16 protein-coding genes and 1 tRNA gene are annotated in these 25,358 nt (G+C 64.8%); 7 read left to right on the top strand and 10 right to left on the bottom strand.

From position 1 onward, the window contains the following. Positions 1-8: 8 nt before the first annotated feature. From AC07X5_RS19240 to AC07X5_RS19210, 7 genes are all read right to left on the bottom strand, one after another. Positions 9-233, bottom strand: coding sequence for a hypothetical protein (locus AC07X5_RS19240; protein ID WP_494771432.1), 225 nt, complete (start codon positions 231-233; stop codon positions 9-11). A 215-nt stretch (positions 234-448) separates the two neighbouring features. Next, positions 449-1,144 carry a M48 family metallopeptidase gene (locus AC07X5_RS19235; protein ID WP_494771431.1) on the bottom strand — a complete coding sequence of 232 codons (696 nt, stop codon included), beginning with the start codon at positions 1,142-1,144 and terminating at the stop codon, positions 449-451. Further along, the gene (locus AC07X5_RS19230; protein WP_494771430.1) at positions 1,141-4,440 is read right to left on the bottom strand and encodes a type I restriction endonuclease subunit R; all 3,300 of its coding nucleotides are present in this window, start codon (positions 4,438-4,440) and stop codon (positions 1,141-1,143) included. The genes AC07X5_RS19235 and AC07X5_RS19230 overlap by 4 nt, the downstream gene beginning before the upstream one ends. Positions 4,441-4,701: 261 nt before the next feature. Then, on the bottom strand, positions 4,702-6,378 hold the full coding sequence (locus AC07X5_RS19225) for a DNA glycosylase AlkZ-like family protein (RefSeq protein WP_494771429.1): 1,677 nt from the start codon (positions 6,376-6,378) through the stop codon (positions 4,702-4,704). After that, positions 6,375-7,589, bottom strand: a complete 1,215-nt coding sequence (locus AC07X5_RS19220) for a restriction endonuclease subunit S (RefSeq protein WP_494771428.1) — start codon at positions 7,587-7,589, stop codon at positions 6,375-6,377. The genes AC07X5_RS19225 and AC07X5_RS19220 overlap by 4 nt, the downstream gene beginning before the upstream one ends. Beyond that, positions 7,582-10,041 (bottom strand): type I restriction-modification system subunit M, encoded by a 2,460-nt coding sequence (locus AC07X5_RS19215; RefSeq protein ID WP_494771427.1) that lies wholly within the window; start codon positions 10,039-10,041, stop codon positions 7,582-7,584. The genes AC07X5_RS19220 and AC07X5_RS19215 overlap by 8 nt, the downstream gene beginning before the upstream one ends. Before the next feature lie 294 nt (positions 10,042-10,335). Further along, positions 10,336-10,420: transfer RNA gene (locus tag AC07X5_RS19210), tRNA-Leu, on the bottom strand. A 41-nt stretch (positions 10,421-10,461) separates the two neighbouring features. Between AC07X5_RS19210 and cysM the strand changes: the two genes are divergently transcribed. From cysM to AC07X5_RS19195, 3 genes are all read left to right on the top strand, one after another. Further along, on the top strand, positions 10,462-11,364 hold the full coding sequence (gene cysM / locus AC07X5_RS19205; protein ID WP_494771426.1) for a cysteine synthase CysM: 903 nt from the start codon (positions 10,462-10,464) through the stop codon (positions 11,362-11,364). A gap of 90 nt (positions 11,365-11,454) precedes the next feature. Next, positions 11,455-12,021, top strand: a complete 567-nt coding sequence (locus AC07X5_RS19200) for an NUDIX hydrolase (protein WP_494771425.1) — start codon at positions 11,455-11,457, stop codon at positions 12,019-12,021. Positions 12,022-12,026: 5 nt separating this feature from the next. Further along, positions 12,027-12,266 carry a sulfurtransferase TusA family protein gene (locus AC07X5_RS19195; protein ID WP_409956413.1) on the top strand — a complete coding sequence of 80 codons (240 nt, stop codon included), beginning with the start codon at positions 12,027-12,029 and terminating at the stop codon, positions 12,264-12,266. A gap of 125 nt (positions 12,267-12,391) precedes the next feature. Here the strand turns inward: AC07X5_RS19195 and galU are convergent, their stop codons facing one another. After that, positions 12,392-13,279 (bottom strand): UTP--glucose-1-phosphate uridylyltransferase GalU, encoded by an 888-nt coding sequence (gene galU / locus AC07X5_RS19190; protein WP_494771424.1) that lies wholly within the window; start codon positions 13,277-13,279, stop codon positions 12,392-12,394. Positions 13,280-13,360: 81 nt separating this feature from the next. Next, positions 13,361-16,258, bottom strand: a complete 2,898-nt coding sequence (locus AC07X5_RS19185) for a valine--tRNA ligase (RefSeq protein WP_494771423.1) — start codon at positions 16,256-16,258, stop codon at positions 13,361-13,363. A gap of 302 nt (positions 16,259-16,560) precedes the next feature. Between AC07X5_RS19185 and AC07X5_RS19180 the strand changes: the two genes are divergently transcribed. The 4 genes from AC07X5_RS19180 (at position 16,561) to AC07X5_RS19165 (ending at position 23,658) form a co-directional block, all read left to right on the top strand. After that, a complete protein-coding gene (locus AC07X5_RS19180) occupies positions 16,561-18,417 on the top strand; it encodes a M48 family metallopeptidase (RefSeq protein ID WP_494771422.1) in 1,857 nt (618 codons plus the stop codon). 333 nt (positions 18,418-18,750) lie between these two features. Further along, positions 18,751-20,673 (top strand): PrkA family serine protein kinase, encoded by a 1,923-nt coding sequence (locus tag AC07X5_RS19175; protein ID WP_409960614.1) that lies wholly within the window; start codon positions 18,751-18,753, stop codon positions 20,671-20,673. A gap of 79 nt (positions 20,674-20,752) precedes the next feature. Further along, on the top strand, positions 20,753-22,024 hold the full coding sequence (locus AC07X5_RS19170; RefSeq protein ID WP_409960613.1) for a YeaH/YhbH family protein: 1,272 nt from the start codon (positions 20,753-20,755) through the stop codon (positions 22,022-22,024). Continuing rightward, a complete protein-coding gene (locus AC07X5_RS19165) occupies positions 22,021-23,658 on the top strand; it encodes a SpoVR family protein (protein WP_494771421.1) in 1,638 nt (545 codons plus the stop codon). The genes AC07X5_RS19170 and AC07X5_RS19165 overlap by 4 nt, the downstream gene beginning before the upstream one ends. A gap of 254 nt (positions 23,659-23,912) precedes the next feature. Here AC07X5_RS19165 and AC07X5_RS19160 read toward each other — a convergent pair whose 3' ends face one another. Continuing rightward, positions 23,913-25,349, bottom strand: a complete 1,437-nt coding sequence (locus AC07X5_RS19160; RefSeq protein ID WP_494771420.1) for an aldehyde dehydrogenase family protein — start codon at positions 25,347-25,349, stop codon at positions 23,913-23,915. Positions 25,350-25,358 lie beyond the last annotated feature (9 nt).

Below are 25,358 nucleotides of genomic sequence, written 5' to 3'. Positions count from 1 at the left end.
GCGCTGGCTTATTCCTGGATGAAGCGCAGCAGCAGCGCGCTGGTCGCGGGCGCGATCACCAGATCGCCCTCGATGAAGCCGTACAGCCGCCCCTCGGGGCCGGCGGAGTAGAGTTCATTGCCATCGATGCGGTAGAGCAGGTGTTCGCCATCGCGCACGAACTCGTCGCCATCGACCACACCCACCTGTCGCCCGGACGGGTCGGTCACATTCCATCGGCCTGTATCGAACATGAGTAACCTCCGTTTGCCGTTGTCGCGGCGCCACCGCCGCGTTCAAGTCAGGAAGGGGAAAACGTCTCGAAAACCCGCTTTTTTGAAAATACCGTCCAAAAGACAAGAGACACACCTTTGTAGCGTGTTTGAGGCGGCGTGATGCGCAACAAGCGCACCCCATTGGGATCTCTGCAAAAAATCATCTCAAGGCTTGCAGCGTCGGCCAGCAAATCTCACAAACCTTCGACTTCCATCCCGCGCTCGGCGAGCCACACCTTGCGCCGCTCGTAGTCCGGCATGGCGCGTTCTACGCGGCGCCAGAACTCGGGGTTGTGATGCGGCTCGTGAAGGTGGGCCATCTCGTGCACCACAACATACTCGGCAATGCGTGCTGGCAGCAAGATGGTTTTCCAGTGGAAATACAGCAGGCTGCCCTTGCCGCATGAACCCCAGCGGTAGCCCAAATCCTGAACGCGCACGCCAGCCGCTTCCACCTCCATTCTGGCCGAAAAGTCCTGCACCTTGCTCTTTAGCCAGGGCCGGGCCCGTTCGCAGTACCAGCGGATCAGGTGTTCTCGGCCATCTTGCGCCAGCGCCTTGGGCATCACGAAACGCCCGCTGACCAGCTTTACTGCGGCGTCCGATTCGGGCACCAGGCGCAAGCGGTAGTTGCGGCCCAGGTAGGCGAAGCCCTCGCCATCGGTGAAGACCTTGTGCGGTGGCTCGTTTGCTAGTAACTCCCTGCGTGCCATCTGCTTGTAGACCCACATGCGCTTGCGCTGCACGAAGTCGCGCAGTGCAGCGTCTGGCACCTCGGGCGGTGCTGACAGGATCAGTTCACCACCCCGGTCCACGGTAATCTCCAGCGCGCGCCGCAGGTTGCTGCGCCGTACCTCGAAACGCAGGTCGTTGACGCTCAGCGTGCTCATGCTTTCAGCAGCCGGTCGTGGTTTGCCCGCGCCAGCTCCATCAGCTTGTCGACCAGTGCTTCGATATGAGGCGTCGGCATCAGGCGCGACTTCATCAGGATTTCAAAGATCCGCGTGCCGAGCGCGTCCTGTGCCGGTTGCCGGTTCGGCCGCCAGAAGTTGTCTGTCAGCTCCGACACCATGGTGTCTACCACCTCCACGGTCAGGTCCACCAGCTTCTTTTGCTCGGCCTGCGTGATGGCACGGTCGCCAGCCGCAGCATCGACCACCAACCGCAGGAACGGCCCATACTGCGCGGGCATGTCCGGCAGGCGCTCATCGTGCACGGCGTGCCCCGTGTGGATATCGTCTATCAGCACCTGCAAGGCCTTGGTCAGCTCATCCCATTGCTCGCCAAGCTGGTGGAGCAACTCACGCAGGCGCTCACTCAGCTTGCGAAAGGCCACCGGGTCCTGGTCCAGATGCTCCCGGATGTGTGCCCGGATGGCGTGCTCCATCTCCGAAGCCTTGGCCCGGTCGTTGGGCTCGCGAGCCACTTGGTTGCCAAAGTCGGCATCGGTCAGCGAGATGGGCGGGATCTTCGGGTCCACACCCATCGAAACCACATGATCGTCGATCAGCTTGCGCACCTTGGCACCCACATCCTTGCCAAGCACCGGTGTGTCGCGGTAGCGGTTGCGAGCCCGGGCGTAGATGAAGGCAAGCAGCTTGGCGTCGGGTGAAAACGGCAGGCCTTCGGGGCGCGGCAGCACCACGTCCAGGGTGTCCAGAAAGGCCTTGAGCTTGACCGTGAACTCGGCGCGCAGCCGTTCGTTGGCCAGCAACTCGACACAGGTCTCCACGTCGGTCAGATTCTCCACGCCGCGGCTGCGCAACAGGTCCACCACCCGCAGGTGGCGGTCACGCAGCACAGGCACCTCGTCCTTCAGGCTCTGCAACGCACCGTCGACATCTTCGTCGGCATAGACGTTCAGCGCCTCCTTCAGGTGGTGGGCCAGCCCGAAGTAGTCCACCACGATGCCGAACTTCTTGCCGTGGCCCGTGCGATTGACCCGCGCAATGGTTTGCAGCAGTTCCGCTTCGCGTATCGGCCGGTCCAGGTACATCACGCCCTCGATCGGCGCGTCAAAGCCCGTGAGCAGCATGGACTTCACGATCAAGAAGGCCAGGGGATCGGCCTTGGCCGGCTCCTTGTGCAGCAGCGGCTGCTTGAAGCGCTTGATGCGCTGCTCCTGTGCTGCGCTATCGGTCCAGTGCTTCCACACCGGGTCATCGTTGTTGCTGCCCGAGATAATGGGTGCAAACTCAATCCGGCCCAGCAACTCGCGGTAGCGCCAGGCCTGCACCTGTGCCTGCACGGCCGGCGGCCGCTGGCAAAGGGTTTCATCGTCCATCGCCTTGTCGTCGGGGCTCAGGGCCCCGGCCTGGGCCAGCAACTCGTCGCGCGCTGCAATTAAGGCGTCCAGGTAGCGCACCGCCGCCAATCGGCTGTAGGCCACCACCTGGGCCTTGAAGCCATTGGGCAAGATGTTGGTGACGTAGTGGCGCAGCATGTCGCGCGCCTTGTCACGAATCATGTCCGGCGCCTCGAAAATCTGCCCCTTGGTGGCGTACTTCTTCTTGATCGCCTCCAGTTCTTCGGCCGTGTGCTCGCGGAACAAATCCTCGAACAAGTCGTCCATGCTGGCGCCGTCTTTCAGCGCACCATTGGCCGTGCGGCCCTCGTAGAGGATGGGCACGATGGCACCGTCGGCCTCGGCTTCGCGGATGGTGTAGCGGTCAATGAACTCGCCGAAGATCTCGTGGGTGCGCTTCTTGTCGCCCATCAGGATCGGGGTGCCAGTGAAGCCGATGCGTGCGCAGTTGGGCAGGCCCACCTGCAGTGCCGCCTGCAGATCACCGGCCTGGCTGCGGTGCGCCTCGTCCACAAGAACCAGGATGTGCTCGTCCGCGTTCAGCACATCGGAGAGGTAGGCGCCAGGCGACGGCTCGCGCGTGCCGGCTTTGGTAAAATCTGCTGCCTTCAGGCCGGGCTCACCGGCCGCATCGCCGCTGCGTTGCTTCTGGATCATGCCAAAAACAATGTCAGGCCCCTGGCGGCGCAGGTGGCGCTTCAGATCTTCGGCCGAGGTAGCGCGCAGGACGTTCTGCCCTGTGAGTGTGGCAGTCGCAGAAAGCTGCTCTTCCAGGTCGGTGCGGTCGGTCACCACCACCACCTTGAAGCGGCGCAAAGCCGGGTCGGTGCGCAGCTTGCGCATCAGGAACACCATGGTCAGGCTCTTGCCCGAACCCTGCGTGTGCCAGACGATGCCGCCGCGCCGGTCGTGTTCGCCGTCTTGTGCCCGGGTCTTGCCGGTGCGCAAGCGCATTACGGCACGGCCCACGGCGCGGTATTGCTGGTAGCGGCACACCGCCTTCACGGTCAGGCCCTCTACTGCCATGAACAGGGTGAAGTGCCGCACCACGTCCAGCAAGTTGGCTGGTCGCAACAAGCCGGCCACCAGGCGCTCCTGCTCGGAAAGGTGCTGCTTGCCCAATGCCGCAGCCACATCGGCCTCCGTGCCCTGGCCATCGGCGCCCACTACCGTTTTCCAGGCAGCATAGTGGCGAAAGGCCGCACCCACGGTGCCCACACGGGCCTCGTCGAAGCTCGTTGCAATCAGCAATTGGTTGGTGTGGAACAGCGGTTCATTGCCTTCGTTGTCGGCCACCTCGCCGCTGGCGTGGCGCTGGTTGCTGTAGCGGCGCAGTTGGTCCACGGCATCGGCCAGCGGCTCGGGCACACTGGGGCTCTTGCACTCGACCACCACCAGGGGGATGCCGTTCACCAGCAGCACCAGGTCGGGCACGATGAAGGCCTTGCCGCGTGTGTAGCCCGGCAGGCAGTCCACCCGATACTGGCTGACCACCATGAACTCGTTGCGCTCGGGGTGCTCCCAGTCAATGAAATGGATGGTCTGGTTGCGCCCACCGTCCCACCCCGGCAGGCCTTCGACCGTGATGCCGCCCAGCAGCAACTCGGTGGCGGCGCGGTTGGCCTCCATCAGCCGATGGGCCGGAAGGCGGGTGATGGCGCCCACGGCCTGTGACAGGCGCTCGGCATCGAGCCAGGGCTGGCCGTCGCGCAGGTTCAGCGCGAGGAGCTGGCGGCGCAGCGTCGCCTGCTGGATCACCTCGGCAAAGCTGGCCCGGCCCGTGGTGTCCGGGCTGTCCAGGTGGCCGGCCACATGCTTCCAGCCCAGGGTCTGCAGTTGCTCGACAAAAGGTCGCTCGACCTCGTCCAATTCCCAACCCATATACATCCCCAGGTTCGGTGATCACCAAGGCGCTGCGCGCCGATCAAACAGCCATCAAACAGCATTGACTCATATAAATCAACGACTTATGAAAATCGGCCTTGCACGTGCGCCAGCCGTTCAACAGCCCATCCATTTCTCAGCCCAAATGGCGCCCCGGCTTGGGCCGAATGCTGGATGTGCGGGCTTTCACGCGCGGTGCAGGCGTCCATATCCGTCCATATCCGTCCATATCCGTCCATATTCGTGCACCACGGCTATTCAGCCCTGGGCAGGTTCAGCCAGGGTGTAGTAGGCCCCACGGCGCTCGCCATGCTGCACCAGCCGCCCGGCCACCTTCAAACGCTTTAGCAGGTCGCGCGCCTGCGGGGCGGTCAGCCGGCACAGCTCCACAACCTCGCTGCGCCGAATACTGCCGTGTTGCCGTGCGTAGTTCAGTACCAGCTGTTCGTGCTGCAAAGCGCTGAAACCTGCCTGCCGTGTGTAGGCCGCCTTGTTGCCGTCTGCCATATACACCCCCGGCGACAGCGTGTAGGTGCGGCCCTTGGTCGCGCCATGCGCCTGCACCAGGCCCGCCTCCAGCAGTGTTTCCAGGGTGCGCTTGGCCTGTGCGATGTCGCGTTGGATGTGCGCGGCAAGGTCTTCGGAGGTCAGTCGCTTCAGCTCGCGCAAGGCCGCCAGTGCGATCAGGCTGTCAATGGGCAGGGCTGCGCCAAGCCGGCCTTCTTCGGCCACCACCAGTTTCAGAAACGCCTCGTCCGCGTCCACCGTGGCCAGCCGCAACACCACGTTCTGCGAGTCGGTGCGCCGATAGTCAGGCTCTGGCCGGCCAAAGCGCAGCATGCCCCGGTAGATCTTGTCCACGCCCCGGCCTGAGCGCTCGACGATGCCCACGCGCTTCATGGCATCGGCCAGTGCCCGGTTGCGCGGTCGCGGCTCGGTGGTCAGCAGATTGGCCAGCGTCACTCCGTCCACGAGGCCGCCTGGGTTGCTGATGGTCAGGCCCTCATCGTCCAGGCGCACGTGCACGGCGCCCAGGCGGTGGTAGTCGCGGTGCACCAGCGCGTTGGCCACTGCTTCGCGAAAGGCGCCGAAGTCCACCCGCGGCACAGGCACCCGGAACAGACCGACCTGAATTTCATGCTCGGGGTTGTAGGGGCGGAAGTTGGTCTCCAGCCAATCGAGCGCCTTGAGCAAGGGGAAGCGGCGGAACTCGTTGAAGCCCACCGCCTCGCGCGCCAGCACCTGAAACGCGAACTCGTGCGTGGGCACCAGGTCGCGCAGCGCCTGTTCACGGCCCACCAGGAGCAGGCCGGTCAGCGTGGGCGCACGCGTGCCATGGGCCTGGCGTGCCGTCAGGCCCAGCGCGCCGTCCAGCGCCTCGTCGTCCAGGTCCAGCAGCACACGGTCGCCGCCATACTGCTGCACGCACTGGCGCAGGCGTTCGCGCTCCAGGGGGTCCAGATCGGCCAGGGTGGCGCCCGCCACCGGCAGGGCCGATGCATCGGCCAGGCCGAAGTGCGCTGTGCGGCTGGCGCGGTCGTGCGGCAGCATGGGCGCACATTCGGGCGTGCCGTCGTGCTTGATGCGGCGGCGCAGGTAGACGCCGCCGCTGGTGGACACCTCGGCACTGCCCTTGGGCACGGCAATGTGGGCAACATTCACGCCGTTCAGGCAGACCGGCGTGACGGTGACCGCCACCGACGGCGAGGTGCGCGCCGCCACCAGCCCACCCAGGCCTGCCAGCTGCAAATGTTCGGTGTGCAGGCCGGTGGGCGTGCCATCGTCTTCCACGCCCAGCCACAACTCGCCACCTTCGGCATTGGCCAGGCAGACCACGGCCTCCACCAGGTCGGTGTCCGACAGGCGCTTGCGGTCGCTCTTGAACTCGACCGTCAGCGACTCGCGGGCGGGCAGTGAGGGCGGGGTGCTGTTCATGGAGCGGGGTCGAGCAGCGAAGTGACGCGGACGCGGCCGGTGAGGAGGTCGTCCATGAGGCCGAACTTCACTAACGTGTTCTTTTTAAGGTAAGCGCACTCTTTGCTAATCCGATGTTCGAGCGCCTTAATTTTAGAAACAATCGCGGCTTGCTCACTCACCACGGGAACTCCGGCGTAGACGCCACCAAGCTCACCGCGCTTCACATGGAGGAAGGAGTCCTTGAAACCGTGGGCAGTGTCTTCAATGGCTCGCTGTCGAAACCGAAGAACTTCAAAGAGATAGGAGCGGTTTACCAATGCCGACCGCTCCAACACTTTAAAAATATGCTGGTTGAGAACGCCTTCTGGCCCATTCCATATGCGAGGGCCAAATGAGACACCCTTTTGCCCTGACCATGCGAACAGAAGATCGCCAGGAAAGACATGCCACTTTGAATTTATCGGTCCAGCGTAATGGTTGAATTCGCGAGAACCGTTGAGATTTTGAATTCGGATGATAGGAAGGCCATAGTCAGTCCACAATCCCGCATCGAACGAGTTTCCGTTTGCAAAGTCAGCTAATTCTGAGAAAGTACGAGCTTCCCATTGCCTCGGAATCCACCCCAGCGCCGACTCCTTGTAAAGATGAGGTGCCTCGCTCTGCGGCGGGCGCAGTTCGCCGTTGGCATCGATGCCGCAGGTCAGCAGGTCGTGCAGTAGCCCCTGCTTGACCTGCTTGAGTTTCTCGATGATTGCCTCGGTCTGGTGGATGGTGGTGTCGAGGGTGTCGAGGATTTCCGCGATCAGGCCTTGCTCAGGTGCAGTTGGGCGGAATACGCTTAAGCCTTCCAGCACTTCTCGATCAACGTGAGGAATGCCAGTGCCATTGGTTTGGCTCTTTAACCTCGGCTCCAGATGCTTCAGTGCATGCACAAAATAGCTGCGGTCGAAGGTTCCGTCGGCGCGCAGGAGTGCCATAGTTGACGCTGCGAGGCCTGCTTTTCCGTGGAAAAACTCACCGGCGTTTGATCCATCCCACAGCAGCACAGCATCCCCGTTCGCGACCACGACTGCATCCATACCGGGCTTGGCCGTCAGAACCTCCTTACGTCCACGCAAGTACTCAGGCGTGAGATATGGCAATGCGTCTGTGCCATCAAATGGGACCTTAGCTGGTGTTTTGCCTTTGGCTATCGTGACGTGATCGCCGAGCCGCACGAAGTCAGACATAGCCGAGCCCGTGAACAAATGAACGCAGTGCTCGGGCGGATGTGTCTCGATCCTGCTCGATGGAGGCCAAAGTTATCCGGTATTTGTCCCACCAGTTCTCGAAAGCGGCGGTGATTTGATGCCGTTGCGCATTGATATATCGATCCAAGATCACCTGCATGTCGTTGCGCAGGATGGCCAACAACAACGTGGCCGCACTGGCTTCGTCCAGGGCATTGACCGCCGCATTGAGCTGCTGGGCGAAAGTCTGCTCCTGGATCTTCATCTCCTTTTTCAACGCGGCGAGCTGCTTCTTCCATTCCTTGAGCTGCGCCTCGTCGACTACGGTCTCCTCGTCAGTGGGCTCAGATTCATCGCCATCCTTGCCAGTCGCCTTGTCCGGTGTCGCCGCCTTGATCTGGCTGTCCAGCGCAGCCTTGCGTGCTTCGAGCTCGGCCAACGCCTCGACAAACTCCGCCATCAGAAACTTCACCAGCTTGTGGTCCAGCGGGTTGTCCTTGGCTTTTTCGTCGTCCAGCGCGGTCAGGATGCTGGTGCGCCAGGCATCTACCACGCCGTGGGCGCCGCGCGCCATCAAGGTCATGAACTCGTACTTGGCATCGTCCCAGAAGCCGGCCACGATGCCGCGCACCTGAAACCGCCCGAGCACCCCGACCGGCTCCAGTGCGGCGGCGAAGCTGTACAGCAGGTCGTTGCGCAGGCCCACCAAGCCCGATGCACCTGACAGCGCGGTGATGCGCGGGCTGTGTTCCCGCCACCAGGCATCAAACGCGTCCCGCACCGCCTGCTCGCGGGCCATCAGGCCGGGGTTGGCCTCGACCGCTGGCTTGATGGCCGGCCGCTGGTCCAGCTCGGCGCGGAAGTCGAAGTAGTGGGCGTCGCGCTCTGCAAACACTGCCAGCGGGTCCACGCCATGTGCGGCGAACAATGCGGCCTTGGCTTGCACTTCGGCCTTGGGCACGCCGCCCAACAGGTGGGCGCGCACGTCGTGGGGTTCGGGCGGTGGCGCGTTGTCGGCGTAGCGGCGGATGTTGAGGTTGAAGTCGTTCTCGCGCAGCGTGGCGGTCGAGACGATGGCCGAAAAGCCCGGCACCTCGGCAAACGAATCGAAGGTATTGACGATCTTCTCGATGTGCTCGGGCAGCAGGTGGTTTTGCGCCCGGCCCTCGAAGTATTCGCGGTCGGCGTTGATGAACAGCACCTTGCCCTGGCGCTCGGCCGGTTTGCCGCTGGCGTTGCCCTGGCGCTGGCGCATCACCAGCACGCAGCCGGGGATGCCGGTGCCGTAGAACAGGTTGGCGGGCAGGCCGATCACGGCTTCCAGCAGGTCGGCCTCGATCATGGCGGAGCGGATGGCCCGTTCTTCACCGCCGCGAAACAGCACGCCGTGCGGCATCACGGTGGCCAGCATGCCGCCCTCGCGCAGCACAGCCACCATGTGCTGAAGGAACATCAGGTCGGCCTTCTTGCTGCCCAGCGATACCTCGCCATACTTGAACCGCTCGGCGCGGAACTTGGGCGCCCAGGTGGACTGGCCCGTGCGGTCGCTGTCGGTGCTGCCCCAGTTGATGGAAAACGGCGGGTTCGACAGCACCCTGTCAAAGCGCATCAGTTCGCGATCTTCCACATGCTGCGGTTCGGCCAGGGTGTCTTCGTTGCGCAGGTCGGCCGTGCTGATGTCGTGCAGCAGCATGTTCATCTTGGCGATGGACCAGACGGTGCCGTTGGCCTCCTGCCCGCACAGGTCGGCCCGGCGCCCGTCGCCACCGTGTTCGTCGATGTATTCCTTGGCCAGGATCAGCATGCCACCCGAGCCCACGCATGGGTCGTAGATGCTGTGCCGCTGCTCGGGCTTGACCAGCCGCACCATCATGCGCACCACCGAGCGCGGGGTGTAGAACTCTCCACCCTTCTTGCCGGCCGAATCAGCGAACTCGCCGATCAGGTACTCGTAGGCGGCGCCCAGCAGGTCCGGGAACTCAAAATCCTCGTTGCGCAGGCGGTAGGTGCTGAAGTGGCTGATGAGCTGGCGCAGCTTGATGTCAGGTATCTTGCTTTGGCCCACCTTGCGCGAAAAGTCGATGTGCTCCAGCACCTCACTCAGGCTGGAGTTGTTGCTTTCCAGGCCACCCAGTGCCCGGTTCAGAAAACCGCCAACATCGACATGCGCGTCGTTGACCAGATACTCCCAACGGGAATCAGGGGGCACATAAAACGACTGGCCATACCAGCGCCGGGTTTCGGCGCTCATGATGGCGTCCACCTGGCTGCTTCCGGCCGCTGTCTCCTGGGCGATGACTTCCTCGCGGCGCTGGTCGAAGACATCGGAGCAGCGTTTGAGGAACAGCATGCCAAAGATGTATTCCTTGAACTCCGAGGCATCCATCTTGCCGCGCAAAATGTCTGCAGCTTTGAAAAGGTGGCGTTCTAACTGGGGGAGGGTGAGGGGCATTGGGGGCTTGTCGGGAGGTCTGGCGCTTCAAACTTCGAAGGCAAAAACCATGTGCTGGCAATAGGTTACCTTACACGGTCGCCCAAGCGGCCTTGCTTGGGGGCCGCCTGAGTGGAGCTACAGTTTCAGGTTATTTACGCGTGCTGCCTGCCCTGTCCGCCGCACCGGTGTCATGTTATTGGGGTGCTTCATGCAGGTCATGGAAGCCAGTAACACGGGGCAAGGCAAAGAAAAACCCGCTTCACCTTGGCGGTGCAGCGGGTTAGATTCATCTGGATGCATAAGTGCATTCGATGGTGCCCGGGGCCGGAATCGAACCGGCACGCCTTGCGGCGGGGGATTTTGAGTCCCCTGCGTCTACCAATTTCACCACCCGGGCAGGGAATTCGTGAAGACTCAAATTATGGCACAGTAGGGCGCATGAAATATCCGACGATTGAAGACGCGATTGGCAAGACGCCGCTGGTGGCGCTGCAGCGCATTGGGGCGGCAGACAGCACTGCGCGGGGCAACGTGATTCTGGGCAAGCTCGAAGGCAACAACCCGGCGGGCTCGGTGAAAGACCGGCCGGCGCTGTCGATGATCCGCCGCGCCGAAGAGCGCGGCGACATCCGCCCCGGCGACACGCTGATCGAGGCGACCTCGGGCAACACTGGTATCGCGCTGGCGATGGCGGCGGCGATCAAGGGCTACCGCATGGTGCTGGTGATGCCCGAAGACCTGTCGGTGGAGCGCGCGCAGACCATGAAGGCCTTTGGCGCCGACCTGGTGCTCACGCCCAAGAGCGGCGGCATGGAGCATGCGCGCGACCTGGCCGAGGCCATGCAAAAGCGCGGCGAGGGCAAGGTGCTCGACCAGTTCGCCAATGCCGACAACCCGCGCATCCACTACGAGACCACGGGCCCCGAGCTGTGGGAGCAGACCAGTGGGCGCATCACCCACTTCGTGAGCGCCATGGGCACCACGGGCACCATCACGGGTGTGTCGCGGTTCTTGAAGGAAAAGAACGCCAGCATCCAGATCATCGGTGCGCAGCCGCAGGAGGGCTCGCGCATCCCCGGCATCCGCAAGTGGCCGCAGGAATACCTGCCCAAGATCTTCGACCCGCGCGCCGTGGACGAAACCGTGAATGTGAGCCAGGACGATGCCGAGGACATGGCTCGGCGCCTGGCGCGCGAAGAGGGCATCTTCGGCGGCATCTCGGCCGCGGGCGCCTGCTGGGCGGCGCTGCAGCTGTCGCAGCGCGTGAGCAACGCGACCATCGTCTTCGTGGTCTGCGACCGGGGCGACCGCTACCTGTCCACAGGCGTCTTTCCTGCGTGACAGCGCCGGCGCGGCCTCTCCCTTACGATGAAGCACCCGCGCCAGCCGCCTTGCGGCCTTGGCGGCTGATGCTATAAAATAAAGAGCAAAATGCACTACGAAACCCGTTACTGCACCCATTGCGGCACGCCGCTGGCCCTGATCACCGTGGCCGAGGATGGCGGCGACAAGCAGCGCCTGCGCTGCCCGGCCTGCGGCTGGACGCACTGGAACAACCCCACGCCGGTTCTGGCCGCCATTGTGGAAGTGAACGGGCAGGTGCTGCTGGCCCGCAACGCGGCCTGGCCGGGCAAGATGTTCGCGCTGATCACCGGCTTCATGGAGGCGGGCGAATCGCCCCAGGAAGGCATCGCCCGCGAGGTCAAGGAAGAGACGAACCTCGACGTGACCGCCACCACGCTGGTGGGGGCGTACGAATTCCTGCGCATGAACCAGGTCATCATCGCCTACCATGTGGTGGCGCACGGTGAGGTGAAGCTCTCGCCCGAGCTGGTGGACTACCGCATGGTCGACCTGGCGGACCTCAAATGCTGGCCTGCCGGCACTGGCTATGCGCTGGCCGACTGGCTGCGCACGCGCGGGCACGAGCCGGTGTTCTTCACCGCCGAGGAAAATGCAGAGCGGCGCCGCGGCCTGGACCTGCCGCCAAAGGACTGACGACCATGGACATCCACAAAGAAATCGACACACGCGGCCTGAACTGCCCCCTGCCCATCCTCAAGGCCAAGAAGGCCCTGGCCGACCTGGCCAGCGGCCAGTTGCTCAAGGTGGTGGCCACCGACGTGGGCTCGGTGCGCGACTTCCAGGCCTTTGCCAAGCAGACGGGCAACGAGCTGGTCGAGCAGACGAGCGAAGGCGCGGACGACGCCAAGGAGTTCATCCACATCTTGCGCCGCAGGTAAAGGCAATTGCCGGATGGAGCGAGGGTGTCTATGGCTCCACAGCAAAAAGTCCTCCCGCTGCGTGCGCGGCGGGAGGACTTTTTGTTGGTGGGCCTGCCGCACCCGGTACGGCATGAGGATTCGCCTTACAGGCTCAGCCCCTTGAGGTATTCGCGGAAGTAGGCGCCCACTTGCGGGTGCTGCAGCGCCAGCTCTACCGTGGCTTCCAGAAACCCTTCCTTGCTGCCGCAGTCGTAGCGCTTGCCTTCGTACTGAAAGGCGTACACGGCCTCATGGTTCATCAGGCGGGCAATGCCGTCGGTGAGCTGGATCTCGCCGCCCACGCCGCGCGGCTGGTTGCGGATTTCCTCGAACACGCCGGGCGTGAGGATGTAGCGGCCGGCCACGCCCATGCGCGAAGGGGCCACGTCGGCCTTGGGCTTCTCGACGATGCGGTCGATGCGGATCAGCGGGCCCCCGGCGGATTCGCCTGCCACGATGCCGTACTTGTGCACCTGGTCCTCGGGCACCTCCTGCACGGCGATGACCGAGCGGCCCTGCTGGCGAAAGGCCGCCGCCATCTGCGCCAGCACGGGCTGGCCGCCCTTGGGGCCGACCATCAGGTCATCGGCCAGCAGCACGGCGAACGGCTCCTTGCCCACCAGGGGCTCGGCGCACAGCACGGCGTGGCCCAGGCCCAGAGAACGGGGCTGGCGCACGAAGGCGCAGTCCATGTCGTCGGGCTGCACCGAGCGCACCAGGTTGAGCAGCTCTTCCTTGCCGGCGGCTTCGAGTTCGTTCTCCAACTCGTAGGCCGTGTCGAAATGGTCTTCGATGGCGCGCTTGCTGCGGCCGGTCACGAAGATCATGTGGCGGATGCCGGCGGCATAGGCCTCTTCCACGGCGTACTGGATCAGCGGCTTGTCCACCACGGGCAGCATCTCCTTGGGCGATGCCTTGGTGGCCGGCAGAAAGCGTGTTCCCAGGCCGGCAACGGGAAAAACGGCTTTGCGGATGGCGGATGCAGCGGTCATGGGGCTCCTTGCAAGAGGGAATGAAAAAAGGGGACGGTACCCGCCTGCGCGGGCACTCATCCCCTGAGTATGGCGGCGGTTTCAGCCCAGCCGTGTAAGCTGATCGCGCAATCGGCTCAGCATGGCCGTGAAATCGGCGATGCGCTTCTTCGCCTCGTCGATCACCGCCGGCGGGGCCTTGGCCACGAAGGCTTCGTTGGAGAGCTTAGCCTCGGCCTTGGCTATTTCGCCCTCGACACGCGCGATTTCCTTCGACAGGCGGGCTTTTTCCGCTGGCACATCGACTTCCATGTGCAGGCACATGCGCGCCTCGCCCACCACCACCACGGGCGCGGCCTGCGCCGCAGCCGCCCAGGCAGCTTCGTCGTCGAACACCTTGACTTCGCTGAGCTTGGCCAGGGACTGCAGCACCGGTGCCACACCGCGCATGAAGTCCGTGTCGCCCACGGTGTACAGCGGCAGGCGGGTCGATGGCGAGACATTCATCTCGCCGCGCAGCGTGCGGCAGGCATCCACCAGGCCCTTGACGCGCTCCATGTGCGCAATGGCGGCTTCGTCGATCTTGCTCGGCTGCGCTTCGGGGTAGCGGGCGATGCTGACCGATTCACCCTTGAGACCGGCCACGGGCGCCACCGTCTGCCACAGGGCTTCGGTGATGAACGGGATGATGGGGTGTGCCAGGCGCAGAATGGCTTCGAGCGTGCGGATCAGCGTGCGGCGCGTGGCGCGCTGCTCGGCCTCGGTGCCGGTCTGGATCTGTACCTTGGCGATCTCCAGGTACCAGTCGCAGAACTCGTTCCAGACAAAGTCGTAGATCGTGTTGGCCACGTTGTCCAGGCGGTACTCGGCAAAGCCCTTGGCCACCTCGGCCTCGGTCTTCTGCAGCAGCGACGAGATCCAGCGGTCCGCCTGGCTGAAGTGCATGTAGCCATGGGCGGGGCCGCCGGGCTGGCACTCTTCCTTGGTGTGCTCCTTCAGGCCGCAGTCCTGGCCCTCGCAGTTCATCAGCACGAAGCGGCTGGCGTTCCAGAGCTTGTTGCAGAAGTTGCGGTAGCCCTCGCAGCGCTTGCTGTCGAAGTTGATGCTGCGGCCCAGGCTGGCCAGCGCCGCAAAGGTGAAGCGCAGCGCATCGGCGCCATAGGCGGGAATGCCCTCGGGGAACTCCTTTTGCGTGTTCTTGCGCACCGTGGGCGCGGTCTCGGGCTTGCGCAGGCCGGTGGTGCGCTTGTCCAGCAGCGGCTCCAGCGCAATGCCGTCGATCAGGTCCACCGGGTCGAGCACGTTGCCTTCGGACTTGCTCATCTTCTTGCCCTGCGCGTCGCGCACCAGGCCGTGGATGTACACGTGCTTGAACGGCACGCGGCCCGTGAAGTGCGTGGTCATCATGATCATCCGGGCCACCCAGAAGAAGATGATGTCGTAGCCCGTCACCAGCACGGTGCTGGGCAGGTACAGGTTGTAGTCGTCGGTCGGGCCATCGCCCTGCTCGGGCCAGCCCATGGTGCTGAACGGCACCAGGGCGGACGAGTACCACGTGTCCAGCACGTCCTCGTCGCGGCGCAGGGTCATGCCCGGGGCCTTGGCCTGGGCCTCGGCTTCGCTGCGGGCCACGATCACGTTGCCGTCTTCGTCGTACCAGGCGGGGATCTGGTGGCCCCACCACAGCTGGCGGCTGATGCACCAGTCCTGGATGTTGTTCATCCACTGGTTGTAGGTGTTCACCCAGTTTTCGGGCACGAACTGCACTTCGCCGCTGGCCACGGCGTCGATGGCCTTTTGCGCAATGCTCTTGCCCGTGGGGTCCTGCTCGCTCACCTTGCTCATGGCCACGAACCACTGGTCCGTGAGCATGGGCTCGACCACCTGGCCCGTGCGGGTGCAGATGGGCACCATGAGCTTGTGCTTCTTGGTCTCCACCAGGGCGCCCGAGGCTTCCAGGTCGGCCACGATGGCCTTGCGCGCCACGAAGCGGTCCAGGCCGCGGTACTTCTCGGGCGCGTTGTCGTTGACGGTGGCCTGCAGCGTGAGCACCACGATCATGGGCAACTGGTGGCGCTGGCCCACGGCATAGTCGTTGGGGTCGTGCGCGGGCGTGACCTTGACCACGCCGGTGCCGAACTCCTTGTCCACATAGTCGTCGGCGATGATGGGGATCTCGCGGCCGACCAGGGGCAGCACCACGTTCTTGCCGATCAGGTGGGTGTAGCGCGCGTCCTCGGGGTGCACCATCAGCGCCACGTCGCCCAGCATGGTCTCGGGGCGGGTGGTGGCCACGGTGAGGCTGCCCGATCCGTCGGCCAGCGGGTAGGCGATGTGCCAGAGCGAGCCGTCCTTCTCTTCGCTTTCGACTTCGAGGTCTGACACGGCGGACTGCAGCTTAGGGTCCCAGTTCACCAGGCGCTTGCCGCGGTAGATAAGGCCCTGTTCATACAGCTTGACGAAGGTGTCGGTCACCACCTTGGACAGCTTGTCGTCCATGGTGAAGTACTCGCGGCTCCAGTCCACGCTGTCGCCCATGCGGCGCATCTGCGTGGTGATGGTGTTGCCGCTCTTTTCCTTCCACTCCCAGACCTTGGCGACGAAGTTCTTGCGCGCCTCGGGCGGCGTGGGGCCCATGTCGTAGCGGCTGATGCCCTGCTCCTGCAGCTGGCGCTCCACCACGATCTGCGTGGCGATGCCGGCATGGTCGGTGCCGGGCACCCAGGCCGTGTTGTGGCCGCGCATGCGGTGGTAGCGCGTCAGGCTGTCCATGATCGTCTGGTTGAACGCATGGCCCATGTGCAGCGTGCCGGTCACATTGGGCGGCGGCAGCTGGATGGAGAAGGCCGGCTCGCCCGCCTGCGCCGTGCCGGTGCCGCGAAAGCCCGCTACGCCATAGCCCCGGCGTTCCCATTCGGGGCCCCAGTGGGCCTCCAGGGCGGCGGGTTCAAACGATTTGGACAGGCTGTCGAGGCCGGGTTGTTGCAGGGGCGTGCTCATGGGTGGGGCAGGGTGGAGAGGCAACCCTGGCGGGGCGCCTCTGCTGTCGAGAGGGTGGAACCCACCATTTTATGCGACACGGGTGCCCGCAGGCCCTGGCTCCCCGGTGATCCATCCGGGCTGGTGTGCCATTCGGTCAGGCACGGCCACCACTTATCCAATTGTTACCTTGTACGGCTGGCACAAAACGGGTGTTTTCCGATAATCCGCGCCAAGGGGTGAGGAAAGGGCGCGCTGCGGGCGTGCCTGGACCCCTTTGCTTCGCCGGATTCCACAAAACCATTCCAACCGTCCGCTCCCGTATGAACATCTCCTCCGCCCTGCGCCTGGGCCTGGCCAAGGTCTTCGGCTATTCGCTGCTGTCGCTGTTCCTGATCCCGCTGGCCGCCTACCTGTTCACCGGCTATGCCCAGCGCGACGAAGACACCCAGTTCCTCGCCCGCATCGGCCAGCGCATCGACGCCGAAAAGGCCATGCCCGCGGCCAAGAAGCAGGCACAGAAGGATTTCTACCGCGCCAACCCGCCGTCCACCATCTGCACCAACAAGGCGCCCGAGGTGCAGGACTACCGCGAGGCGGTGTGCGAGCAGTACGGCGAGCTGTGGCAGTTCAACCTGGTGCGCAAGGCCTCGTTGTGGACCCTGGTGGCTGGCGCACTGCTGCTGGCCTCGGTGCTGGGCCTCGGTGCCCTGGCCTTCGTGGACCGCAAGATGCAGTACACCAGCTTCGTCACCGGCTGGCACCTGACCACCTGGGCCAGCGCCACCGCGCTGGTGGTGCAGGGGGCCCTGGCGGTCTGGCTGTCGTTCTGGGTCACGGCCTTCTTCTTCCACAAGTACTCGCCCAAGCTCATCATCTTCGTGGGCATCGCGGTGGCCATCGGCGTGCTCATGGCGATCAAGAGCATCTTCACGCGCGTGCAACTGGACAACGGCGTGGACGGCGAACTCGTGGCCGAGGCCGATGCGCCCATCCTGTGGAAACGCATCCGCCACATGGCCGAGCGCCTGAAGACCGAGCCGCCCAAACACATCGTGGCCGGCATCGACGCCAATTTCTTCGTGACCGAGGCGCCGCTCACCGTGGGCAGCCAGCAGCTCACGGGCCGCACCCTGTTCGTGAGCATTCCGCTCTTGCGCCTGCTGGACCAGCAGGAGGCCGATGCCGTGCTGGGCCACGAACTGGCCCACCTGCGCGGCGGCGACACGAAAAGCAGCGCCCTGCTGGGCCCCAAGATCAGCCAGTACGACCACTACCGCCATGCCATGCGCACGGGCGGCTTGTCGGCCGTGGTCTCGCCGCTGCTGGACCTGTACCGCATGATCTTCGAAGTGGCGCTGGCACGCGAAAGCCGCGAGCGCGAGTTCAAGGCCGACCGCATTGCGGCCAAGCTCATCTCGCCCGACGCCATCGCGCAGTCGCTGATCAAGATCGCTGCCTATGCGCAGTACCGGTCCAAGATAGAGCACCAGCTGTTCGGCCAGGACCGCAAGCACGACAGCGCCGCGCTGGGCATTGCCAGCTACGTGGCGCAGGGCCTGCCGCCCTATGCCGCCTCGGCCGATTTCCTGGCCGAGATGAAGACGGCCAATGTTCCGCACCCGTTCGACTCGCACCCGGCCATGACCGAGCGCATGAAAGCCGTGGGCGTGAACCTGCCCGAGAGCGCCTACGGCGCCATTGTCGTGCGCCAGCCGGCAAGCACCTGGGCCCAGCAGATCCTCACGGCCGACGCCATCGAGCAGCGCTTGTGGGGTACCTACGAACAGGCCTTTGCCGCCGACCACGAGCGCAGCCTGGCCTACCGCTACGAGCCCGCCACCGACGAGGAGCGGGCGCTGGTGCTGCAGTACTTTCCGCCGGTGCAGTTCGCCTTGAAGGGCAGCGACACGGTGACCGTGAGCATCGACGGCATCAGCACCTCGGCCGACGGCACTACCGTGTTCTGGGACGCGGTGAAAGGCCTGGAGTTCAAGGAGAGCAGCTTTGGCAACGCGCTCATCGTGACGCATCCCGAGAAGAATGCACTGGGCCTGGGCGCCAAGACCAGCAAGATCAAGCTGGCCGGCCTGAAGAAGGAAAAGGACGACTTCAACGCCACCGTGGGCCACTACTGGCAGCGCCACCAGATCATGCGCGCGCACCAGAGCGAAGGCTGATGCCAGTGGGGCGCATGGCGCCCCGGGCCAGGCATCTGCTGCAATGCCGCAGGGCACAAGAAAAGCCGGACCCGGCGCAGCCACAAAACAATGCGGCGCGCGCACATGGCAGGTGCCTTCTGGGCCTCCTGCTCCTTAATTTGTAATGCCGGCGAACTTTCTGCAGTGTGCCATGCTCTACCGAAGCGTGTGCAGGTCGCGTGCAAAAGCGTTGCGCGCCTACACGAATTCCCTGTTCAAAGACAGGCGGTGGTGCTACAAAGTACCGAACCGATAGCAATGCCCACTGCAAACCGTGGTCCCCATGCGCAGGGGGCCGCCACAGGAGGTCGTATGGATGCCATCAGCAGCTTCGCCTCGCGCTACGCCCGCAGCCGCGAAGAGGAAATGTCGATCGACGAGTACCTTGCCGAATGCAAGCGCGACCCCATGGTCTATGCCACGGCGGCCCAGCGCATGCTGGCCGCCATTGGCGAGCCGGAGATGGTGGACACGCGCAATGACCCGCGCCTGTCGCGCATCTTTGCCAACAAGGTGATCAAGCGCTACCCCGCGTTCGCCGAGTTCTATGGCATGGAAGATGCCATCGAGCAGGTGGTGAGCTTCTTCCGCCATGCAGCGCAGGGGCTGGAGGAGCGCAAGCAGATCCTCTACCTGCTGGGCCCCGTGGGCGGCGGCAAGAGCTCCATCGCCGAGCGACTCAAGTACCTGATGCAGAAGGTGCCGTTCTATGCGCTCAAGGGCTCGCCGGTGAACGAGTCGCCTCTTGGCCTGTTCGACGCGGTGGAAGACGGCGCGGTGCTCGAAGAACAGTTCGGCATCCCGCGGCGCTACCTGCAGCGCGTGCTCTCGCCATGGGCGGTCAAGCGGCTGGAGGAGTTCGGCGGCGACATCCGCCAGTTCAAGGTGGTCAAGCGCTATCCCAGCATCCTCAAGCAGGTGGGCATCGCCAAGACTGAGCCGGGCGACGAGAACAACCAGGACATATCGAGCCTGGTGGGCAAGGTCGACATCCGCAAGCTCGAGACCTTTGCCCAGGACGATACCGACGCCTACAGCTACAGCGGCGGCCTGTGCCTGGCCAACCAGGGCCTGCTCGAATTCGTGGAAATGTTCAAGGCGCCGATCAAGGTGCTGCACCCCCTGCTCACCGCCACGCAGGAGGGCAACTACAAGGGCACGGAAGGCTTTGGCGCCATACCGTTCGATGGCGTGGTGCTGGCCCACAGCAACGAAAGCGAGTGGAAGGCGTTTCGCAACAACAAGAACAACGAAGCCTTCCTGGACCGCATCTACATCGTCAAGGTGCCGTACTGCCTGCGCGTGAGCGAGGAGATCCGCATCTACGACAAGCTGATCCGCGAATCCTCGCTGGGCAACGCCGTGTGCGCGCCGGGCACGCTCAAGATGATGTCGCAGTTCGCCATCCTCACGCGGCTCAAGGAGCCCGAGAACTCCAGCATCTTCAGCAAGATGCAGGTGTACGACGGCGAGAGCCTCAAGGACACCGACCCGCGCGCCAAGAGCTACCAGGAGTACCGCGACTACGGTGGCGTGGACGAGGGCATGACCGGCATCTCCACGCGCTTTGCGTTCAAGATCCTGTCCAAGGTGTTCAACTTCGACAGTGCCGAGGTGGCGGCCAACCCGGTGCACCTGATGTATGTACTGGAGCAGCAGATCGAGCGCGAGCAGTTCCCCGCCGAACTGGAAACCAAGTACACCAGCTACATCAAGGAATTCCTCTCGCCACGCTATGCCGAATTCATCGGCAAGGAGATCCAGACCGCGTACCTTGAGAGCTACAGCGAGTACGGCCAGAACATCTTCGACCGCTACGTCACCTACGCCGACTACTGGATCCAGGACAACGAGTACCGCGACACCGACACCGGCGAGGTGTTCGACCGCAGCGCGCTCAACGCCGAGCTCGAGAAGATCGAGAAACCCGCGGGCATTGCCAACCCCAAGGATTTCCGCAATGAGATCGTCAACTTCGTGCTGCGCGCGCGCGCCAACAACCAGGGCAACAACCCGAGCTGGACCAGCTACGAGAAGCTGCGCCTGGTGATCGAGAAGAAGATGTTCTCCAACACCGAAGAGCTGCTGCCCGTGATCAGCTTCAACGCCAAGGGCAGCGCCGAGGAGGCGCGCAAGCACGAGGACTTCGTCACCCGCATGGTGGAAAAGGGCTACACGCCCAAGCAGGTGCGCCTGCTGTGCGAGTGGTACCTGCGCGTGCGCAAGAGCAGCTAGCTCGGCCGCAAACGCACACGCTCTTGAAGGTTTTGCCAGTGCATCCCACCGGGGCGCTGGCCCATGATGGGGGCAAGGGATGGCATTGCAAATCATCGACCGCAGGCTCGCCGGCAAGAACAAGTCGGTGGGCAACCGCGAACGCTTCGTGCGACGCTTCAAGGAGCAGATCGCCGAGGGCGTGCGCCGTGCGGTATCGCAGCGCGGCATCCGCGACATCGAGCAGGCCGAGAACATCACCATTCCGAAGAAGGACATCGGCGAGCCCGTGTTCCACCATGGCCGCGGCGGCATCCATGACCGGGTGCACCCGGGCAATGCCGAGCATGTGCGCGGCGACCGCATCCAGCGGCCCCAGGGCGGCGGGGGCGGCGGCGGTGGTTCGCAGGCCAGCGACAGCGGCGAGGGCGAGGACGACTTCACCTTCACGCTGACCAAGGAGGAGTTCATGCAGCTCTTCTTCGAGGACCTGGCCCTGCCCAACCTGCTGCGCACGCACATCGGCGAGACGCCCAAGTACAAGCCGCGCCGCGCCGGCTACAGCCAGAACGGCATTCCCAACAACCTGGCGGTGCTGCGCACCATGCGCGGGGCGCTGGGGCGGCGCATCGCGCTGGGCCAGTCCGCGCACCGCGAACTGGCGGCGCTGCAGGCGCAGCTCCAGGCCCTGGAAGACGCGGGCGAGGGCAGCAGCGACGAGGCGGCTGCGCTGCGGCTGCGCATCGACGAGCTCAGGGCGCGCACCGGCCGCATCCCTTACCTGGACCCCATCGACCTGCGCTTTCGCTCCCGCGTGCAGGTGCCCGTGCCCAACAGCCAGGCGGTGATGTTCTGCCTGATGGATGTCTCGGGCTCCATGGACCAGGCGCGCAAGGACCTGGCCAAGCGCTTCTTCATCCTGCTGTACCTGTTCCTCACGCGGCACTACGAGAAGATCGACATCGTCTTCATCCGCCACCACACCCAGGCCGCCGAGGTGAACGAGGAGCAGTTCTTCCACTCCACAGAGAGCGGTGGCACGGTGGTCAGCAGCGCGCTGGTGCTGCTCGACCAGATCATCCGCGCGCGCTACCCCGCAGGGGACTGGAACATCTACGTGGCCCAGGCCAGCGATGGCGACAACTTCACCAACGACAGCGGCAACTGCCGCAACCTGCTGGTGGACCGCATCCTGCCGCTGGCGCGCTACTTCGCCTACGTGCAGGTGGCCCAGGAAGAACAGAACCTGTGGGAGGAGTACAGCCAGCTGCTGCCGCTGTATCCCCACTTCGCCATGCGCAAGGTGTCCGAGCAGGGGGATATCTACCCCGTGTTCCGCGACCTCTTCAAGAAGGAAGGGGTACAGGTATGAACAACCACAACATGGCCCAGTACCCGGTGCTGGAGCGCCGCATGCGCGACAACCCCTGGAAGACCGCCATCGTCGGCGAGCGCCGCCACCGCACCGTGCCCGAGCAGCCCCTGCCCGCCGGGGCAAGGCCCGCCGAGCCCTTGCCCGACCCGAGCGACTGGACCTTCGAGCTGATCGAGCGCTACCACGCCGCCATCGCCGCCACGGCCGAGCGGTTCGGGCTTGACACCTACCCCAACCAGCTCGAGGTCATCACCGCCGAGCAGATGATGGACGCCTACTCCAGTGTGGGCATGCCGGTGAATTACCGCCACTGGAGCTACGGCAAGGAGTTTTTGGCCACCGAGCGGCGCTACCGGCGCGGCCACATGGGCCTGGCGTACGAGATCGTGATCAACTCCAACCCCTGCATCAGCTACCTGATGGAGGAGAACACCACCGCCATGCAGGCGCTGGTGATCGCCCATGCAGCCTACGGGCACAACAGCTTCTTCAAGGGCAATTACCTGTTCCGCATGTGGACGGATGCCTCCTCCATCATCGACTACCTGGTCTATGCCAAGGACTACGTGGCCCAGTGCGAGGAGCGCTACGGATTCGACGAGGTGGAGCGGCTCATGGACTCGTGCCACGCGCTGGCCAACTTCGGTGTGGACCGCTACCGCCGCCCCTCCAAGAAAAACCTGGCGCGCGAGCGCCAGGAGCGTGAGCAGCGCGAGTCCTACGCGCAGCAGCAGGTCAACGAGCTGTGGCGCACCCTGCCCACGCGCCCCGGCAAGGAGGGTGCGGCGCAGGAGAACAACCGCTTTCCCAAGGAGCCGCAGGAGAACATCCTGTACTTCATCGAAAAGAACGCGCCGCTGCTGGAACCCTGGCAGCGCGAGGTGGTGCGCATCGTGCGCAAGATCGCGCAGTACTTCTACCCGCAGCGCCAGAGCCAGGTCATGAACGAGGGCTGGGCCACCTTCTGGCATTACACCTTGCTGAGCACCCTGTACGACGAGGGCCACCTGAGCGACGGGGTGATGGTCGAGTGGCTGGGCTCGCACACCAACGTGATCTTCCAACCCCCCGTGGGGCACCGCGCCTACAGCGGCATCAACCCCTATGCGCTGGGCTTTGCCATGTACCGCGACATCCAGCGCATCTGCCAGAACCCTACGCCCGAAGACAAACGCTGGTTCCCCGACTTCGCCGGTGCGCCCTGGCTGCCCACGCTGGACCATGCCATGCGCAACTTCAAGGACGAGAGCTTCATCGGCCAGTACCTGAGCCCCAACCTGATGCGCGAGATGCGCCTGTTCGCCCTGCACGACGACCCGGCCCTGAGCGAGCTGGTGGTCAGCGAGATCCATGACGAAAACGGCTACCGCAGCCTGCGCCAGATGCTGTCGCAGCAGTACGACCTGGGCACGCGCGAGCCCAACATCCAGGTCTGGAACGTGAACCTGCGCGGCGACCGCAGCCTGACCCTGCGCCACACCCAGTACCGGGGCCGCCCGCTGGGCGAGGACACGCAGGAGGTGCTGCGCCACGTGGCGCGACTGTGGGGCTTCGGCGTGCAGATCGAGAGCGTGGATGCCTATGGCAACCACCCGGTGCTGCTGCACTCGGTGCCTGCGCCCACCGAATAGATGGAAGCACCCCCTGAGTCGCTTCGCGCCTCGGTGTGTCCGCCAGAGGCGGCCACTCTTTGGGCACGTCCAAGCCTGCGCAGGCAGGCTTGGAGCCGCGGCCCTCAGCCCCTCTCTCGACTCGCTGCGCGAGTCGGGAGGGGGACGCCCCTAGCGCGGCGGGGCGGCCCTTGCGCGGGGGCGCTGGCCTGGGCCGTGCCAGTTGCATGCGCCAAGGGGAAGCGCAAACCCCCGTGTGAAAGACGCCGCTGCGTTTATGCCTCAGGCTCCTCGTACCCGAACATGGACTTGGTCTCCAGATACTCCTCGAAACCCATGCGGCCCCACTCGCGCCCGTTGCCCGACTGCCGGTAGCCGCCGAACGGCGCCGCATGGTCGGCGCGTGCGCCGTTGAGGTGCACCATGCCGGCCCGCAGCCGCCGGGCGATGCGGCGGGCGTGGTCCAGGTCGGGCGCGCTCACATAGGCCGACAGGCCATAGACCGTGTCGTTGGCCATGGCGATGGCTTCTTCCTCGCTGCCATAGGGCAGGATGCAGAGCACGGGCCCGAAGATCTCTTCGCGCGCAATCGCCATGGTGTTGGCCACGTTGGCAAACACGGTGGGCAGCACGAAGTAGCCCCGGGCCAGCCCCTCGGGCCGTTCCAGCCCGCCCGTGGCGAGCTGTGCGCCCTCGCGCAGGCCGGTGGCGATGCATTCGCGCACCTTGGCGTATTGCACGGCATTGGCCACGGGCCCGAGGGTGGTGGCGGCATCGCGCGGGTCGCCTGGGCGCAGTGACTGCGCTGCTTGCACCGCGATGGCCGTGGCGGCATCGTGCAGGTGCGCGGGCACCAGGAGGCGCGTGGGTGCGTTGCACGACTGGCCGCTGTTGCGAAAGCACTGCAGCGCCGCCTGGCGCACGGTGGCCGGCAGGTCCACGCCGTCCACCACGATGTGGGGTGACTTGCCGCCCAGCTCCTGCGCCACGCGCTTGACGGTGTCGGCCGCTGCCTTGGCCACGGCCACACCGGCCCGCGTGGAGCCGGTGAAGGACAGCATGTCGATGTCCGCATGCGCGGCCATGGCCGCGCCCACGCCGGGGCCGTCGCCGTTGACCAGGTTGAATACGCCGGGCGGCACGCCCGCTTCGTGCAGCACCTGGGCGAACAGCAGGGCCGACAGCGGCGCCGTCTCGCTGGGCTTGAGCACCACGGTGCAGCCCGCGGCCAGGGCGGGGGCCACCTTGCAGGCGATCTGGTTCAGGGGCCAGTTCCAGGGCGTGATCAGGCCGCACACGCCAATGGGCTCGCGCGTGATGCGGGTGCGGTTGACCACTTCGTCGAAGGCATAGCCGGCCAGCACCTGGGCGGCCTGCTTCAGGTGCGACAGGCCGGCCACGGCATGCGCCTGGCGCGCCAGCGTGAGCGGCGCACCCATCTCCAGCGACACCGCCATGGCGATGGCGTCCATGCGGGTCTCGTAGGCGGCGATCACGGCCTGCAGCACGGCCAGGCGCTGCTCCCGGCTTTGCGCGGCCCAGGCCGGGAAGGCGCGGCGGGCTGCGGCCACGGCCCGGTCGAGGTCGCGTGCATCGCCCAGGGCGATGCGTGCCACGGGCTGCTCGGTGAACGGGTCGATCACGTCCTGCGTGCGCGTGCTCTGGGCGGGCACCCAGGCGCCGTCGATGTAGAAATTCAAATGTTCCTGCATGGCGGGTGC

Source organism: Acidovorax sp. GW458-11-26-14-TSB4 (assembly GCF_059423865.1).
The sequence above is the reverse complement of the archived record's forward strand: the minus strand, read 5'-3'. Positions and strand labels throughout refer to the sequence as shown.